The 16,819-nt window shown below is 59.0% G+C and carries 10 protein-coding genes; 7 read left to right on the forward strand and 3 right to left on the reverse strand.

Going from position 1 to position 16,819, the window contains the following annotated elements:
- Window positions 1-157: 157 nt before the first annotated feature.
- Entirely contained in the window at window positions 158-2,902 is a 2,745-nt protein-coding gene (locus Enr13x_RS05585) for a hypothetical protein (protein WP_145385101.1), read from the reverse strand.
- 213 nt (window positions 2,903-3,115) lie between these two features.
- Between Enr13x_RS05585 and Enr13x_RS05590 the strand changes: the two genes are divergently transcribed.
- The 4 genes from Enr13x_RS05590 (at window position 3,116) to Enr13x_RS05605 (ending at window position 8,713) form a co-directional block, all read left to right on the forward strand.
- A complete protein-coding gene (locus tag Enr13x_RS05590; RefSeq protein ID WP_145385102.1) occupies window positions 3,116-3,871 on the forward strand; it encodes a creatininase family protein in 756 nt (251 codons plus the stop codon).
- Window positions 3,864-5,156, forward strand: a complete 1,293-nt coding sequence (locus Enr13x_RS05595) for an MFS transporter (RefSeq protein ID WP_145385103.1) — start codon at window positions 3,864-3,866, stop codon at window positions 5,154-5,156. Before Enr13x_RS05590 ends, Enr13x_RS05595 begins: the two co-directional genes overlap by 8 nt.
- Window positions 5,131-6,459, forward strand: a complete 1,329-nt coding sequence (locus Enr13x_RS05600) for a hypothetical protein (RefSeq protein ID WP_197455813.1) — start codon at window positions 5,131-5,133, stop codon at window positions 6,457-6,459. The genes Enr13x_RS05595 and Enr13x_RS05600 overlap by 26 nt, the downstream gene beginning before the upstream one ends.
- A gap of 319 nt (window positions 6,460-6,778) precedes the next feature.
- The gene (locus Enr13x_RS05605; RefSeq protein ID WP_145385104.1) at window positions 6,779-8,713 is read left to right on the forward strand and encodes an SHD1 domain-containing protein; all 1,935 of its coding nucleotides are present in this window, start codon (window positions 6,779-6,781) and stop codon (window positions 8,711-8,713) included.
- Window positions 8,714-8,898: 185 nt separating this feature from the next.
- On the opposite strand, the gene Enr13x_RS05610 is transcribed toward Enr13x_RS05605, so the two are convergent.
- Together Enr13x_RS05610 and Enr13x_RS05615 are read right to left on the reverse strand one after the other, a co-directional pair.
- The gene (locus Enr13x_RS05610; protein WP_145385105.1) at window positions 8,899-9,366 is read right to left on the reverse strand and encodes a nucleotidyltransferase; all 468 of its coding nucleotides are present in this window, start codon (window positions 9,364-9,366) and stop codon (window positions 8,899-8,901) included.
- A 243-nt stretch (window positions 9,367-9,609) separates the two neighbouring features.
- Window positions 9,610-11,157: a YifB family Mg chelatase-like AAA ATPase gene (locus Enr13x_RS05615; RefSeq protein ID WP_145385106.1), complete on the reverse strand. Its 1,548-nt coding sequence runs from the start codon at window positions 11,155-11,157 to the stop codon at window positions 9,610-9,612.
- A gap of 503 nt (window positions 11,158-11,660) precedes the next feature.
- On the opposite strand from Enr13x_RS05615, the gene Enr13x_RS05620 reads away from it, so the two are divergent.
- The 3 genes from Enr13x_RS05620 (at window position 11,661) to Enr13x_RS05630 (ending at window position 16,674) form a co-directional block, all read left to right on the forward strand.
- On the forward strand, window positions 11,661-11,984 hold the full coding sequence (locus Enr13x_RS05620) for a hypothetical protein (protein WP_145385107.1): 324 nt from the start codon (window positions 11,661-11,663) through the stop codon (window positions 11,982-11,984).
- Between the two features lie 545 nt (window positions 11,985-12,529).
- Complete coding sequence (locus Enr13x_RS05625; protein WP_145385108.1) at window positions 12,530-13,177, forward strand: sigma-70 family RNA polymerase sigma factor; 648 nt, start codon at window positions 12,530-12,532, stop codon at window positions 13,175-13,177.
- Window positions 13,174-16,674: a protein kinase domain-containing protein gene (locus Enr13x_RS05630; protein WP_145385109.1), complete on the forward strand. Its 3,501-nt coding sequence runs from the start codon at window positions 13,174-13,176 to the stop codon at window positions 16,672-16,674. Before Enr13x_RS05625 ends, Enr13x_RS05630 begins: the two co-directional genes overlap by 4 nt.
- The last annotated feature ends 145 nt before the right edge of the window (window positions 16,675-16,819 follow it).

A 16,819-nucleotide genomic window follows, 5' to 3' on the forward strand; every position in this document is an offset into this window, starting at 1 on the left:
GAATGAGGGAAATCCGACAATCCGAGTGGCTGGGCAGGGTGCCAATTGTGCACGACCCGACCTCGGATTGGGGGGGCGAGGCGTTCGGGTTTTGATTGCGGCGAGGCGCGTCTGCCGTCGGGGGGCGCGAGGCGATGGGCCGGGCGGTGTGGGAACGCTAAACCATGACCTCGGCATCCATTGCCACATCCCCTAAATCGTCGCGCAGGGTTTCGGCGACCGATTCAATGCTGCGGTCCACGCGCACATAGAAATTCATTCGCGGTACCGGCCAATCGCGGGTCCCGTCTCGGACGATCGATTCGATGCTGGCACCTGCACGATCGGAGAGCAGTCGGCTGATCGCGTAGCGGGTGCCTTGATCCGATGGCGGCGAATTGCAAGAAAACTTGATTCGTCCGTCCCCGAGATCGGTCAACTGCGGATACAGCGTTTCCAGGACCGGCTTGAGAATCTCTGCCGTATTGTCGCTCAACCGTTCGTCCGGGTTTTCAAGCCGACTGCAAATCCGCCGTTTGAGTTCATCCTCCCAGTGCTCATTCGATGCGGCCGTGGCATCAAAGGTGAGCACGTCGACGATCAGATGTCGCTCGTCGGGCGGCAATGTTTCGCCGTCGGTGGCTTGACCGGCGGGGTCGGGGATTTCGTAGAGATCGGTCGAGCGGATGCCGCATCCCATTTCATGGAGCGCGCCGGCGACCCGCCAGAACAGTCCCGGAAAGTCCCAGGAATAGAGCGTCAATCGGTAGTAGTCGCCGTCGCGTTTGAGTTCCACCTTCGGACGCCCGGTTTGCACGACCGCTGTCAAGGCAAAGATGATGCGGTGGGCGCGTTGCGGATCGAGCGTCTCGGTGCCTTCATAGGTTTGCCGAAGCGAGTTGTCGACGTGTGGGCTGGCCAGCAATCGATGGGGCAACAACGCACCGATCCGCTGGCCGGTCGGGTCAAAGTAATGATCTTCAAACGATCGGCCGCCGACGCCCAATTCGCCATGCAATAAGTTTTGCGTCAGGTTTTGAATCTTTTGCCATTGCTCCGGTTCCAAGCGAATCCGAGGCACCCCCTGTGGATTACGAAAATCAAACGCGGCATAGGCAAACAGCGCGAGCGCTCGGATCGTGTCGGCGGCATCGCGCGAGTGCAAGCGATCGATTTCCCGTCGCCAACTTTCCAAGACCTGCGGATGGCTTCCCGCTTCGGCCCACTTGAGCAACTCACGTTTTTTCAACAGCAGAAACTCGATCGTGCGGAGTGTCGGTCCGGAAAGTCCCGGCAGGTTACTGAGATGCTCGTTCACGTAACGCCGAACCGATTCACGATAGGTCTGCGGGTCATAGGCGGTGGGGCCGGACGGAGCGGTTGACGTGTACAACGTCTGGGGAATCTCGTCGGTCAGCAACGCCAACCGTAACGCACCCCGTCCGGAATCACCGATGTCTTGGTACTGACGCAAAAAATAGGCCTCGTCGATCGAGGTCACCGCGGACCGCTTCAACGTATCGAGGTACTCCAACCCCTCCAGACGTTGGACCGCCCGAGCCGCTCGCGTCAGCGTCGCCGCCCGATGCCCCGGCTGATAAAGCTGATTGGAAAGCTCTTCGAATCCGGGCAACATCTTTTCCAAGACCCCGAAGTCGAACCAATCTTTGATCGCCGGATACACCGGCCCCGGCGACACCATCAACTTGATCAGCGCCGGATCGCCGCGCAACGATTCGGAGATGTTCTTCCGTGCGGCCCGTTTGACGGCGCGATCGATGGGCAATAAGAATCGCTGCTGGGCGCAGTACAAACTGTAAAACATCTCCGTCGCGTCCTTGAACAAGGCATCTGTTCCGATCCGCAACCCGTCCGCCCCCCAGACCACCAATCCATCGGTGTCCGGCACCACGACGCCGCGTTCGAGCAGCCGATCCATGGTCTCGTGACGATACGAATCGATGACGTCCCGCGCGTTCCGCAGTTTGGTCAACCCTCCGGCGCCGAAGCGATACAAGAACGCCTCCATATCGGCGGCGTCGAGCAACAGCGACGAGGCCAGTTTTTCGCCCGAGTCCCTCGACCGGTCGGCTGCCTGGACGGCACGCCGCTGTTCGATCCAACAGCGCGTCGAAAAGATCACGCCGACGGCTTCCAACACGTTCGCCGACGGCGCACCCTCGCGATCAAAGCGTCTGGTGCTCCGCACTTGCTGGTACACCTGAACCGACGGGATCCAGCGTTCGAACGAGTACAACCACATCGCCAACTGGAACCCGCGCAGCCCGCCCTTTCCGTTCTTGACGTGAAACCCTCCGATGTCACCGGGCGGCTGCGGATGCAACTGGTCGAACCGCCTCAGGTCTTGGTTGACCGCAAAAATAAAATCAAGTCCCAACTCGGCCGCACGCCCGCGGCAGACGCGTCGGATCCGATGGTCCAATTCCGAATCGCCGACCAGCAGATCGCTGTCCAGCAGCGCGACGAGTGACTTCAAATCAAAATGTTCGCGGTCCTTCAGATCGGGAAAGGCGTTCGCCTTGACGACGTTTCGCAGCCCCGGGACGCGCGGCGCAAACAGCCTCAGCCGACTGGAAAGATGCCGCAGAAAGTGTTGGTTCTCTTCGATGTTCTCGACGATGATGCCGATGTCGACATCCGACCCCGGACAGATTTCTCCGCGTCCGGTTCCTCCCAAGGCGTAAATCACGATCGCGCCACGCGGCGGCGCTTCGGCGATCACCCGCTCGTAGAAACATTTCATCGCATCGCGAATCACACGCCCGCGATGATTGACGATGGGCCAACCGTCGGTCAGCCCGGACAAACGAATCCGTTGATCGCTTTGGGTTAATCCGTCACGCAGTGCCTTGACCCAAGGCAGTCCCTCAAAGCCGTCGTTTTCGTTGGATGGGACATTCACTGGATCACCGGCTCGGTCCGTTTGTTGTCTCGGGGCGAATCCCTGTCTCGGCATCAATCCTACTGTCTGGGAACCAATTCTATCGGCAATCAGACTTTTCGGCCATCGAGAACACGCGAGGGCACGATGCCGGGTAGAATCTTCAGCCTGCGTCGCAATTTCGCCCTGCCCACCGTGCGACCACGCCCTCCTTCCCTCCTTTGATCGCCCACCATGGAACTTGCTAACCTGACTTGGCCGGCTGTCGATGCGCTCGATCGCGACACGCCGGTGATCATTCCCGTCGCGGCGTTGGAACAGCATGGTCGGCACATGCCCCTGTTTACCGACAGCATGCTGCTGGGAGAAATCCTGGCGCGTGCGCATCGAGCGTACGCCGGGGAGACGTTGATTGCCCCGTTGATGTGGCTGGGCAACTCGCACCACCACATGGATTTTCCCGGCACGCTGTCGGCGGATCCACGCGTCTACCTGGATTTGCTGAGCGGGCTGGTGGACAACTTCATCCGCCACGGATTTCGCCGCATCGTGATCCTCAACGGGCACGGTGGAAACGACGTGCCGGCGCGACAAGCGACTTTTGAACTGCGTCAACGCTATCGAGACCGCCAAGATTTGTTGCTTTTGGCGGCTACCTATTGGCACCTGGCCGATCCGTCGTCCCGGCTGACCGAGTTGCGACAGAGCGAGATGGGGCACGCGTGTGAATGGGAAACGTCGATGATCCTGCGGCTGGCACCGGAGCTGGTTCACGATCACGGGCAAGTCGCGGAGATCCCGTTCGGCAATCCCTTCCTGCCCGCATCACGGGCCTGGACGATGCCCGACCGCTCGCCGCCCGGGCATGTCGGCACCCCGGACGCCGCGACCGCGGAAAAGGGAGAACAGCTACTACAACTCTTCGCCGACGCCGTGGTCGGCTTTATCGAACGCGTCGCTGGATGGGACGGCCAATCTTGGGATGGATGAATCCAAACAAACGCTCGACGCAGCCCCCGCAGGTAACTCAGCCTCCGCGGACGAGGCGGCTTCCTCGGTCAGCCGAATCCGCATCGCACTGATCTGCGGCCTGTTGCTGCTCGCCTCGGCGCTCAATTATCTCGATCGCCAGACGTTGGCCAGTGCGTCGGCTCGGATCAAGGGCGAGTTTGGTCTGGTCAACGAGCAATACGGTGACATCGAAGCCGTCTTCGGATACGGGTTTGTGATCGGCTCGATCATCTTTGGGGTGCTGGCCGATTTGGTCCCGGTGCGCTGGTTGTATCCCGTCGTGGTGATTTCATGGTCCACGGTGACCGCGGCCACGGCGTTGGCAACCGGGTATCAAGATCTGTTGTGGTTGCGTCTGTTGCTCGGTGTGTTCGAAGCGGGGCACTGGCCGTGTGGGGTGCGCGTCGTCCGCAGTTTGACGCGGGCCGGCGGTCGAACGATGGGCAACGGCTTGCTGCAAAGTGGGACGTCGATCGGAGCGGTGCTTGCGCCGCTGATCATGCTGGCGTTGTTGACCGATGACGTCGGCAGCTGGCGTCCGGCGTTTGCGATCGTTGGCGGAATCGGCATCCTGTGGGTATCCGTCTGGTTTTCGATTGTTCGCTCGACCGATCTGGCGGCCGACGCCGTGCAACGCAAACAAGCGACTCCCTGGCGCGTGTTGCTGCAGCGACGGATGGTCGTGGTGCTGATCATCGTCTGCCTGATCAATACGACGTGGCAGTTGTTTCGCGCCTGGCTGCACCTGTTCCTGCAAGAGGGACGAGGCTATAGCGAAACCCACACCTTGCTGTTCAATTCCGCCTGGTTCGCGGCGACCGATGTTGGCTGCCTCGGCGTCGGTGCGGTCGTGTTGTGGTTGTGCGCGAAAGGTTTCACGGCGACACGCTCACGGCAAATCGTTTTCACCGCCTGTGCCGTGCTTTGCCTGACGATGCTGTCGCTGCCGCTGCTGCCCAAAGGCTGGGTCCTGTTGGCGGTGCTGCTGTTCGGCGGCGCCGGAGCCCTCGGCATGTTTCCGCTCTATCACGCCTTCACGCAAGACATTTCGGGGAAACACCAAGGCAAGATCACCGGGATCGCCGGGGTGACGGCTTGGTTCCTGGTTCCGCCGACCCAGAAATTGTTCGGCCGACTCGTCGATGTGACCGGGTCCTACGACATGGGGCTGGCGGCGGCCTCCTGCTTGCCCGCTATCGCAGCGATCATCCTTTGGATTTTTTGGAGAGACGTTCCTGATGAATCGACACCCCTCGAAGCTTGACCGCCGTGATTTCCTGGCTCGGTCCGGTACAAAAACGCTGTTCGGTTTTGGCGCCTTCGGTTTCGCACATGGATTGGCCGGACCAGACCCGACGGTCGCGGCTGATTCGCCGACGGCCACCGGCGGGCGTCCCAAAATCGCATTCTTGGGCACCGTCGTTCGACGACACTCGCACGCCCAACACTTTCTCGATCGCCACACGCTCGGGTACAGTTGGAACGGCGGCTGGCAACGACCGCGCGTCCAGGTCGCTTCGGTATTCATCGACCAGTTTCCCGACGACGATCTCGCCCGCGGGCGGGTCAAACGCCACGGTTTGCGACTGTTCCCGACGATCGAAGAAGCCCTGACGCTGGGCGGCGAAACACTGGCCGTCGACGGTGTGGTCGTGATCGGCGAACACGGCGATTACCCACGCAATGAAAAAGGCCAGCATCTCTATCCACGCTACGATTGGTTTAAACGCATCGTCAACGTCTTTCAGCAAAGCGGACGGAGCGTGCCGGTCTTCAATGACAAACACCTCTCGACGGACTGGGACGAATGTGTCGAAATGGTGGACGATTCGCGACGTCTGGGGTTTCCGTTTCTCGCCGGTTCCTCGCTGCCCGTGACACGGCGATTCCCCGCGATCGATATGCCCTACGGCGCAGCGCTGAAAGAAAGTGTTTGCGTGGCGTATGGCGGCATCGACAGCTACGACATCCATGCCCTGGAAACCGCCCAGTGCATGTCCGAGCGACGCGGCGGAGGCGAAACGGGGGTCAAAGAAATCCACGCATTGCGGGGCGACAACCTTTGGAATCGATTGGAATCGGATGATTGTCACCGGACCCGAAAACTGGTCGTCGCCGCGCTGAACCGCAGTCACAATCTACCGGTCGAAGGCGGGTCTCCGACCGACGTCCCCTCGATCGATTGGCTGCGTCGAACGATGCCGCAGACGACGGGCTATCTGATCGAGCACCTCGACGGGCTGAGGACGACGATGTTGCTGACCGGGATTCGCGACTTCAACTATGCCGGCATGCTCGCCGACGACACGCTCGTTTCCTGCCAAATGTACTTGCCCATGCCCGGTCACGGATCGACCACCGCCGACTTCTTCAATCCATTGGCGCGTCATATCGAAACGATGATGATCCAAGGCAAGGCGCCGTATCCGATCGAACGCACCCTACTCACCTCCGGGATGGTGATCGGCGGCGTCGATAGTCTGCATGCTGGCGAAAAACCGCTTCACACCCCGCACCTGGACATTGCCTACACCGCCCCCCAAGCCTCCACCTTCTGGCACAACTAGTCCCGTAAGCTTCCAGCTTACGTACGTCAAACCGTGGCGTAAGCTTCCAGCTTGCGTTTCGCCGCTCCGCGGCGAAGCGGCTCGGTCAAAAAATGGCTCGGTCATAAAACGGGCGGACCTCCTGCACCAAGCAAGGCTTTCATTGTTTGACCACCCAATCTTTTGACCCAATCCCTCCCCAACGGGCGCCGCAAAGCCAACAACGTCAAGGCTCCCGCACGAGGTCTGTCGATCCACGTTCGGCAGAACACCGCTATTTTTATTTTGGTGTATCCTAGGAACGACGTCCCCCCGTTGTCCTTTGCCAGGAGTCCGCTCGATGCGAACACGCCACCTCAGACACCGCGTTTGTACCGCCGCGCTCCTCGTCTCTTTTGCATTGCTTGTGTCACCGGCCGGCGGCGATGAACCACGGACTTGGACGGATTCGACCGGCAAATTTCGCGTCACGGCAATCTTGATCCAGGTTCAAGACGACGTGGTGTTTTTGAAGACCGACGCGGGGAAGACGCTGAAGATTCCTGTTGCCCGACTCAGTCAGGCCGACCAGGATTTTTTGGATGCCGGCGAAAACCCGTTTGAAATGGTCGACGCCGAACCGAGTCCACGGGTGAGTGTTCCTGCCGCTCCGGCGAACACCGACAGCCCGTCGTCGTCGGCATGGACCAATCCGCCCGCAGTCAATTGGGGCAGCGTGCCGACGATGGACAAAGGGTTCGGTGAGACGCAGTGGAACTACACGCCGCCGGCCAACAACGCGCTACCCTTTGAACCCAAGGCCGCCTCGCTGCCGGGCAAAGCAAACTTCTTTGAAGGCATGCGGCGTTTAAAAATCAACCCGCTGGCTGCGCGGTGTGTCGCGGGTTACACGTGGACCTTCAGCACTCCGAAACCGCTCAGCCGTATCTCGTTGGTAGATTTGCCGTCGGGCAAGGCGATCAACTCCGACCCGGTCGAGTGCAACATGTGTCCGCTGACGATCTTCAACGACGGCAAAACGGTATTGATGCAGGGGACCGGGAAAGAGCGGGACGGTTTTGAAACCGGTGACCAGCTCCAACTTTGGACGTTGACGGGCACCAAGGTCACGCGTTCCGGCATCTGGGTGCCTTTCAAAGACGACAAGAAAGCGTTTGGGAAAACGACCAATGCGCGTCCGATCAAAGCCGTGCCGATCGCAAACGATCTCCTGATACTTCTCAGCGACAACGGACACCTCGCCTGCTTCGAATTGGCAACGCTGAATCCGATCTGGCACGCAAAGTTGTCACGAAATTTCGAGGTGACTTGGACGACCGATCGAAAACAGATGTTTGTGCTGGACGAACAAACGCTGATGTTGGTCGATCCGCAGACCGGGCAGTCCAAGGGCAGCCTGCAGCTCGAGGGGAAACCGCGTCTGGGGTGGACCAAAATGCGACTGAGCGAAAGCGGTGACCGCATGCTGATTTCGTACGTCAACAACTTGCGGATCATGGACTTGAAGACAGGGGAAACCATCGATGAATATTCCAGGGAGGGTGGAGCGCCGCTCTCACCCAACGGCCTCAGTTACCCCGCCCCCGATTACGCGTTGCTGAACAACCATTTGCTATTCCACATCCCGTCACGGATCACCGTTTGTGACTACAAGGATGCGGCGGTGATCACCTCGGTCGGCGGAACGGAGTTTGTCGGGTTGTTGTCCGACAAAGGGGGGCTGATCGTGCCGACTTCGATCCCCCACCCCAGGGCGACCGAAATCCTGAAGCAAGCCGTGGATGACCCCAGCGTGTTTCTGATCCATCCCGGCGTCAGCGTTGCACTGGATGTCAGCGGCGTCCCGGGAAACTATCGCGCAGAAGTTGAACAAAATTTGAAGAACGCCATTTCGAAAGCCGGATACAAACTCGGCAGCTCCGCCGCGATCAAGATCAAGGCTGCGATCACGGGACCCAAGCAAGAAGCGGTCTCGTACATCGCCCGAGGCGCCTACGTCGCGAATGTGTACAACTCGACGATCACGATCGAAAGCGGAGGCACCAAGGCTTGGTCGCGGTCCGCCGGCAACATTCCGATGATGCTGCAAACCAAACGCGGGCAGTCGATTCAAGAGAAGTTGGACGAACTGGGGAAGCGTCCCAACACGTCGTTCTTCGCAGCCGTCGCGTTGCCCAAATTGCTGCAAGCGCCTACAAAGTCATCCGGGGGCAACCATCAAAACGCGCTGCTGGTTTCCAAGTTCACACTGCGAGGGTTGGTTGACTCGGAATAAGACCAGAATCGAGCGGCAGAATGATGGTGTGGCAGAATGATGGGAATGGCAGAATGATGGGAATGGCAGAATGATGGGAATGGCAGAATGATGGGGGCACCCGGGCAGGCTGATTGTGGTCCGTCCACACGACATCATTCTGCCCCGAATCATTCTGCCAACCTTTCCGCCTCTCCCGATTCCATTCATGGATCGCTTTCGTCGCGATTCAGCCAAGCCTTTAGCTCTTCGGCGTCCGCGCGGTCTTTGACGCGGCCCGTGGCGATTTTGTTTTTCAGAAGGAGTTCCGCGGAGATCACCGGAATTGTCACGTCCGCAACTTGTGTTGGGATAGCAGTCGCCTCGACTTCTTCGAACGAAACACCGGAAATCTGTGTCAACAGATCGATTCGAAATGGCGATCGGCCGAGCATGATGACCTTTCCCAGTTGCAGGATGTTTGCCTCGCCGAGCGTTTTCCCAAAACCGAATTGCTCCAGAACGGCGCGGAGACGGCGTTCGTTTTCGTCCTCGCATGCGACGAAAAAATCGATGTCACCGGTCGCCCTCGGGTTCCGGTACATGTTGTATGCATAGCCCCCAATCATCACGTACCGTACGCCGTGGGAATTCATCAACTCGATAAACTCTTTGAAGTCTTCCGGCAGCTGCATAGTACGGATCCATCAGTTTCATGAATGCATCGAAGCGTTGCTGGACGGTCAACTGGTTGTCGTCTGCCCTCGCAGCCTGCTCCGATTCCTGATGTCCATCGAAAATTCGAAGCGTGCGATCGATCATGAGAGGCGAGTACATGGGGTAGCGAACAAGACAAAACACATTGCCTAGGGGACTGCATGAACTGGCTTCATTATTCTGCCCCGAATCATTCTGCCAACCTTTCCCCCCAAAGCGTTTCAAATCCACAAGTCCCGATCCAGGTTGCGGTAGTTGATCGCTTCGGCGAGATGGTTCTCGTTGATGTCTTTGTCACCGGCAATGTCGGCGATCGTTCGGCAGACGCGTAAGATTTTGTCGTGGGCGCGTGCGGAGAGCCCGTTCTCTTCGACGCTATGACGCAGCATCTGTTGACAGGACGTATCCAGTTTGCAGTGCTCCCGGACTTGGCGGCTGGTCATTTGTGCGTTGTAGCGGACGTCCGAGGGACCATCGGCAAATCGTTTCGCTTGAACACAACGAGCACGTTCGACATCCGCGCGCATCGCTTCGCTGGACGTTCCGGTCACCGACGATGAGGAGAGTTCTTCAAAGGGCACCGAGGGGACTTCGATATGAATGTCAATACGGTCCATGAGCGGCCCCGAAATTTTTGACATGTATTTTTCGACTTGTGGCGGCGTGCAGTTGCAATTGCGGCGCGGGTCGCTGCGGTAGCCACAGGGACAGGGGTTGGCCGCCGCGATCAACATGAAATCCGACGGAAACGTGGTGCTGCGGAGGGCGCGTGAGATGGTGACGATGCCGTCTTCGAGCGGTTGACGCATCACTTCGAGTGTCTTGCGGTTGAACTCGGGCAATTCGTCCAGGAACAGGATCCCGTTGTGCGCTTTGCTGATTTCGCCGGGCGACGGGGGACTGCCGCCGCCGACCAATCCCGCATCGCTGATCGTGTGATGGGGTGAACGGAACGGCCGCCGGGCGAGCAACGGTTGTCCAGCGGGCAGTTGACCGAGTGCACTGTAGATCCGAGTCGTCTCGATCGACTCGGGGGCGCTCAGTTGCGGCAACACCGTCGGCACCCGTTTGGCCAGCATCGTCTTTCCCGATCCTGGCGGACCGATCATGATCAAATTATGCCGGCCTGCGGCGGCGAGCGTTACGGCGCGTTTGGCTGCTTCCTGGCCGCGGACGTCTCCGAAGTCGACGTCGTAGGCACTGTACTCTTCAAACAACTGTTCCAGACGGCTCGGCGCCGGTGCGATGTCGATCTCCCCGGCGAAAAAGGCGACGGCTTGCGACAGGCTCTCCACCGGGATGACTTCCAGCCCTTCCACGACCGCCGCTTCACCGGCGTTTTCGGCCGGCAACACGATCCCGCGCAGCCCCTCGTTCTTGGCCGTTTCGATCGCGATCGACAGTCCGCCCTTGACCGGACGCGTGTGCCCTTCGAGAGCCAATTCGCCGATGATCGCGTAATGCTCCAGCCGGTCCGGGATCAACTGCCCGCTGCCGGCCAGCACGCCGAGCGCGACCGGCAAGTCGAACGAGGCGGCTTGCTTGGGCAAGTCACCGGGGGCCAGATTGATCACGACACGGTCGTGGGGCCGGGTAAAGCCACTGTTGACGATCGCCCGTTCGACGCGGTGCGTGGATTCCTTCACCGCCGTGTCCGGCAATCCGACCAAGATCGTTTTCGGCATCGCCGCCGGAGAGATGTCCACCTCCACATCGACCGGCATCGCCTCAATGCCCAACAAAGTAAACGTCTTCAGTCGTGCCAGCATTACGTCCCCCCCGATTAGCTCGTCATGATCGCCGAAGTATCGACGATCAACACGGGTTCACGCAACGGGTGGCGTGGAAACGCCCCACGGAGCCCGGCAGTCGATCAGCGGACGTCGCCAGAGGGTGGGCAGAATCATTCGGGGCAGAATGATGGGCAAGACGATGGGGGCAAAACGATCACCGCCTAAAATTGTTTTGCCCCCATTGTTTTGCCGTTGCTTCGATTGATGGGGCAACAACCGTGCAATGGGACCAATAGGACTCATGTGACTTATAGGTCCCATCTGTCCTATCGCCTCTTCCAATTGGTGCCATCCACCGATTGCGCCGTCCAGCGATTGCGATCAGCAAACGGGGTGCTAGCAAACCAGCAGCTGGCTGCTGAATGAGTGGTTGGCACCTTTCATTCACCTTTCATCCACCATAGGTGTAACAAAACGTCGCCCGAAACGCTTGGGTGTGTATCAACGACACACTCCTCCATTGAGAACAGGAAACGACAATGAAAGGTCTACGAATCTGCTTGGCCGCCTTGGCGATCAGTCTTTTCAGCGGGCTGGACACGGAAGCCGACGCGGGAGATTGGGTTGTCCGCGTGCAAATGGAAAGTGTCTTCAATGGGCACACTTACTACCCGACGCTCTACTCGTCGACCAACAAGTCGGATGCTGCGTCCGCGTACGCGTGGTACGAGCTGCTGATGAAAGTCTATCCCCAGAAATTTCGAACGGACGTCCTCAATCCGTTGGGGGTTCCCTCCTATTACATCCCCATCAGGATGCACTTTGTCTACCTATCGGGAATCAATCCGACCGGGCGTCCATGACGCGTCATCGGTCAGATTCAGGAAATCGGTTGCCGTGCACACGTTGCACGGCGGCCGTTATGTTTTCTGCTTCCGCAAAAGAGTTCCCGGGGACATGGCACAAAAAATTCCCGGGGACAGGATTCCCGGGGACATGGCACGATTGCTCGGCTTGCAATCAAATCCCCTCAGGGTGCCGTGTCCCCGAGCCGTGGTGTGTCCCCGAGCCGTGCCCTTGTCGAACGAGTGGCAGAAAAATAGCGGGCAGCAAAATGGTGCTCGGAGATGGGAGACAGGAAAATGGGTGACAAGAAAATAGAATGACGGGGACACGGCACTTTCAAATGCTTTCAAGCCATTCATGCCATGTCCCCCAGTTATTTGTCCCCCAGTTATTCGCCCGCTATTCGATTGCGTGACTGCATCGATTTCGGTCCCTTGCGGGGCCGGATCGGCAAGTGGAGCGTGGGGACATTTTGCTGGCATGGCAAGTGAGATTGGTTACCATGGGATTCTCCGCAGCCGCCATGTTTTCCTACGAGGTTTCCAATTCCATTGAGATTGTCATGACCGAACTTGAAAACGGGGTGGACCAGACACGGCTCGCGGCCGCTGCCCGGGGTGATCAAAAGGTGTTGGCGGACTTGTTCGACGAGCATCGCGACCGATTGATGGCGTTGGTCCGAGTCCGCCTCGATCCGAGACTGAAACGGCGAGTCGACCCGAATGATGTCCTGCAAGAAACCTACCTGACGATTCAGAGGAAATTCCCGGCCTACTGTGCGAACCCCGCACTCCCCTTCTTTCTCTGGCTGCGATTGGAGACGATGCAGAAGCTGGCCGACACCCACCGGTATCACCTGGGCGTTCAGGCGAGAGACATCGGTCGCGAGATTTCGATCGAACCTCATCCGTTTTCGTCGGCGGAATCGATCGCACTTGCCGAGCGGTTACTCGGTCGATTGACGTCAGCCAGCCACGCGGCGATGCGATCCGAACAGAGGCAGCGAGTCAACGACGCGATCAATGAGATGGATCCCGCCGCACGCGAGTTGCTGGTGTTGCGGCATTTCGAGGAACTCACCAACAGCGAGGCGGCACAGGTGTTGGGCATCAGCCCGACAGCCACTTATGGTCGCTATTTGCGAGCCGTCCGCCGCCTCCGCAATATTCTGGAAGACCTGCCCGGTGGTGTCGAGGCGCTCGTGTCGTGAGCGGCACCTTCCAGCAGGGTGCCGACCAGCAGAGTGCCGATCGGCAAGACGAGATCATCGGAAAGATTGCCGATTCCTATCTGGCGGACTGTCGCGCCGGCAATGCTTGTCCGATCGAACCATTCGTCCAACGCTACCCGGAATGGGCCGACGAACTGCGCGAACTGTTGCCAACGCTGGCGTTGGTCGAACAGGTCAAACTGCCCGAGCAGGATGATGCGACGATTTCGTCCCGATCGGCCGCGCCGTCCTTGAGCGGAAAGACGCTGGGCGATTACCAGCTGGTTCGCGAACTCGGTCAAGGAGGCATGGGGATCGTTTACGAAGCGGAGCAGATCTCGCTCGGACGTCGGGTCGCGATCAAGGTCTTGCCGCCCAATGCGGGCTTCAGCGCGCATCAGAAACTGCGATTTGAACGCGAAGCCAAAGCGGCTGCCAAGTTGCACCATACCAACATCGTGCCGGTCTTTGGCGTCGGAGAAGACGACGGGATCAGCTACTACGTGATGCAGTTCATCCGAGGCCAGGGCCTTGACGAAGTCTTGCGGGAACTCGAATCGCTCCCCGACCACCCGAGTGCTTCGGCGCAATCGGGGGCGATGTACCGAAGCGATCGATCCGATCGCGTCACGCGTTCGACCGTGGATTCGTCGGTTTCCAGCGCGTCGATCCATCCCTATTGGATCAACGTCGCTCAGATCGGACTGCAAGTCAGTGACGCGCTGGCCTATGCCCATGCACAAGGCATCACACATCGCGATATCAAACCGAGCAATCTGCTGCTGGACGTTCATAACGATGTGTGGGTTGCCGACTTCGGGCTCGCCAAGTCGGAAGACGACGCAAATATCACTCGCTCAGGCGACATCCTCGGGACGATCCGCTATATGCCTCCGGAGGCGTTTACGAGCGAAACGGACGCTCGCGGCGATGTCTACTCGTTGGGCATCACGCTGTACGAATTAGTGACGCTGAAGCCGGCGTTCGACGAAAGCGATCGCCGCGAATTGATTCAGCGCGTCGTCTCACCACGCCCCGTCCTGTTGGATCGAAACTCGACCGGAGTCCCCCGGGATCTGGCGACCATCGTTGAAAAGGCGATCGAGCGCGCAGCGAAGGATCGGTACCAGACGGCCGAGGCGATGCACGAAGACCTGCGGCGGTTTCTGGCCGACGAACCCATTTTGGCCCGGCGTGCCTCGCTCGCCGAACGCTGCGGACGTTGGGCGAGACAGAACCGCGGTTTCGCCGCTTCGATTGCCGCAACCATCATGATGCTGGTTGTCTTGACCATCATCGGATTCTCGTCGGCCTACTATTTTTTCGAACAACAAGACGTTCAGCGAAAGCTCAATCAGCAAACTCAGTCGATGGCGACGGCCAACGAGCAACTGTTGGGAGAACTCCAATCGGCGCTCGAGCAATCGACTGCGGCAACCGCATCTGCGGAACGGGCGCGGCGTCGAGCCGAACAGCAATCCGAACTCACTCGGCGGAGCCTTTATTCGGCCAGCATGCTCAACGCGATCGACTCGATGGACGAACATCGCGGATATGCCCGGGCGCAAAACCTGCTGGACCAGTGGCGTCCCGCGAGCGAATCCGACATCGACCGACGCGACTGGGAATGGTACTACGCCCAAGCATTTTGCAATCAGCAAGAATACTCACTGGAAAGTCATCGGGGTGCACTCCACGGATTGGCTCTGAATGGGGATCAATCCTACTTGGCGTCTGCCGGCACCGATGGATGGATCAACATTTGGGAGATCGACAGCCGAACGATCGTCAAACGCATTGTTTCACCGGTTGGTCCACTCAACTGCGTCACGTGGGAGCCGGCCGGGCCGGCACGTCTGGCGGTCGGCGGTCAAAAAGGGATGGCGGTTTTCGATACCGAGACGTGGGAGGTTGTTTATCAAACGGAGAAGCCGCTGACTGTCCGCGCGCTGCAGTGGAGTCCCGACGGTCGCTACATCGCAAGACGCGGTCGATGGTCCGCCGTTTCCAACGCCGAAGAATCGGGCGACTTCTGCCTGCTTGAAACGGACCGCTTTCAAGTCGCGTCAACGCTACACGGCTGGCCGGGATATGCTGACCAGTTCGCGATGGAGATGGGCTGGTCGGCGGATAGTCGTCGCGTTGCCTATCCGTCTGGGAAAGCCGCAATGGTCTGGGACCTTGCGACCGATTCCAAACAGTTCCAAAGTCCCGCGGCGTTCAGCGATTTAAGGAGCGTGCGATTCCATCCGACCAGTCCCGATCAAATCATTGCCTGCGGTCGCGGCGGCACGGCGCGGATTTTGGATTTGAAGTCCGAAGAAATCAACATGGAGTTAGCCGAGCACACGCATGCGATCGCCTCGCTGACCGCCGATGCAAATGGAAATCGTTTGGCGACGGCATCATGGGACGGAACGATTCGAATCTGGGATACTGAGACAGGATCGTTGCGACGCACGGTTCACGGTCACTCCCGACATGTGTTTAAGGTCGTATGGGACCACCGCAGAGACCGGATCTTTTCGGCGGGGATGGATGGCGCGATCAAGTGTTGGCAACCAGAGGGTTCACACTGCCGCCGCGAGTTCACCCTCAACGCGAATTGGTTGAACGATCTCGCGGTCAGTCCGGATGGTGGACTGATTGCCTGTGCGGCGGGAAATCGACGCGTCTTCTTGGTCGACGCCGTCGACGGTAAGGTGGTCCACCGATTCCGAAAGGCAAACACGCTGTGGAATGGCGTCGATTACTCGCCCTGCGGAACACGGTTGGTCGCTGCAGGCGGAATCGGGCGCCCCGATGAACCTGGCAGATTGTGTTTGTGGGACACGCCGAGTGGTGACTTGCTTTTCGAGCAGACGACCGAATCCAAAATCAACGACGTGGCGTTTCATCCTGAAGGGCACAGCATTGCGGCGGGAGGATCCGATGGGTCAATCGATCTGTTCGATCACGAGTTGAACCCCATCGAGGGTCCGACCGCGACGCGTTTCACATCGATCCAATCGCTGAGTTGGTCGGCCGACGGAGGACGGCTCGCCATCGCGGGTCTCGGAGGCGGACTCGGTGTGTGGGATTCAAAGACCGGACAGCTGCGATATTGGCCGGGTACCACGGAGTTGATCTACACGATCGCTTGGAGCCGTTCGGGAGAGCAGATCGCCGTCTCAACCAGTAGCAACCTCGTCATGGTGATCGACGCGACGACACTTCAACCGATCTTCGAATTACCGGCACAATTAGAGGCCGTCACCACGGTCAACTGGGGACCGAGCGACCGTCGTTTGTTGACCATTGATGCCCGCGGAACCTTCCTCCTTTGGGATCCGATCAGCCGGCATCCCACGCTCAGAATGAGTGCCGGACGGGGAAACGTCCGGGCAGCCCAATGGAGCGAAGACGGTTCGAAAATCATTGCCAGCTCTGGCAAACGCGTCGTGATCTGGGATGCGAGCAAGGGCTATGCGACCGAAGCGTCTCGCTTGACAAAGTGACGCCACCTCGGCCGGTCTCTGGACCTGAAGAAAACGACAAGCTCAGCGCTTGAGTACCAGCGCTTGAGTACCAGCGCTTGAGTACCAGCGCATGAGCAACTGCTTTTCACCGTTTTCTATTGTTTCTAAAAAATGACGCGTGCCA

This window comes from Stieleria neptunia (assembly GCF_007754155.1).
GTDB classification, from domain to species: domain Bacteria; phylum Planctomycetota; class Planctomycetia; order Pirellulales; family Pirellulaceae; genus Stieleria; species Stieleria neptunia.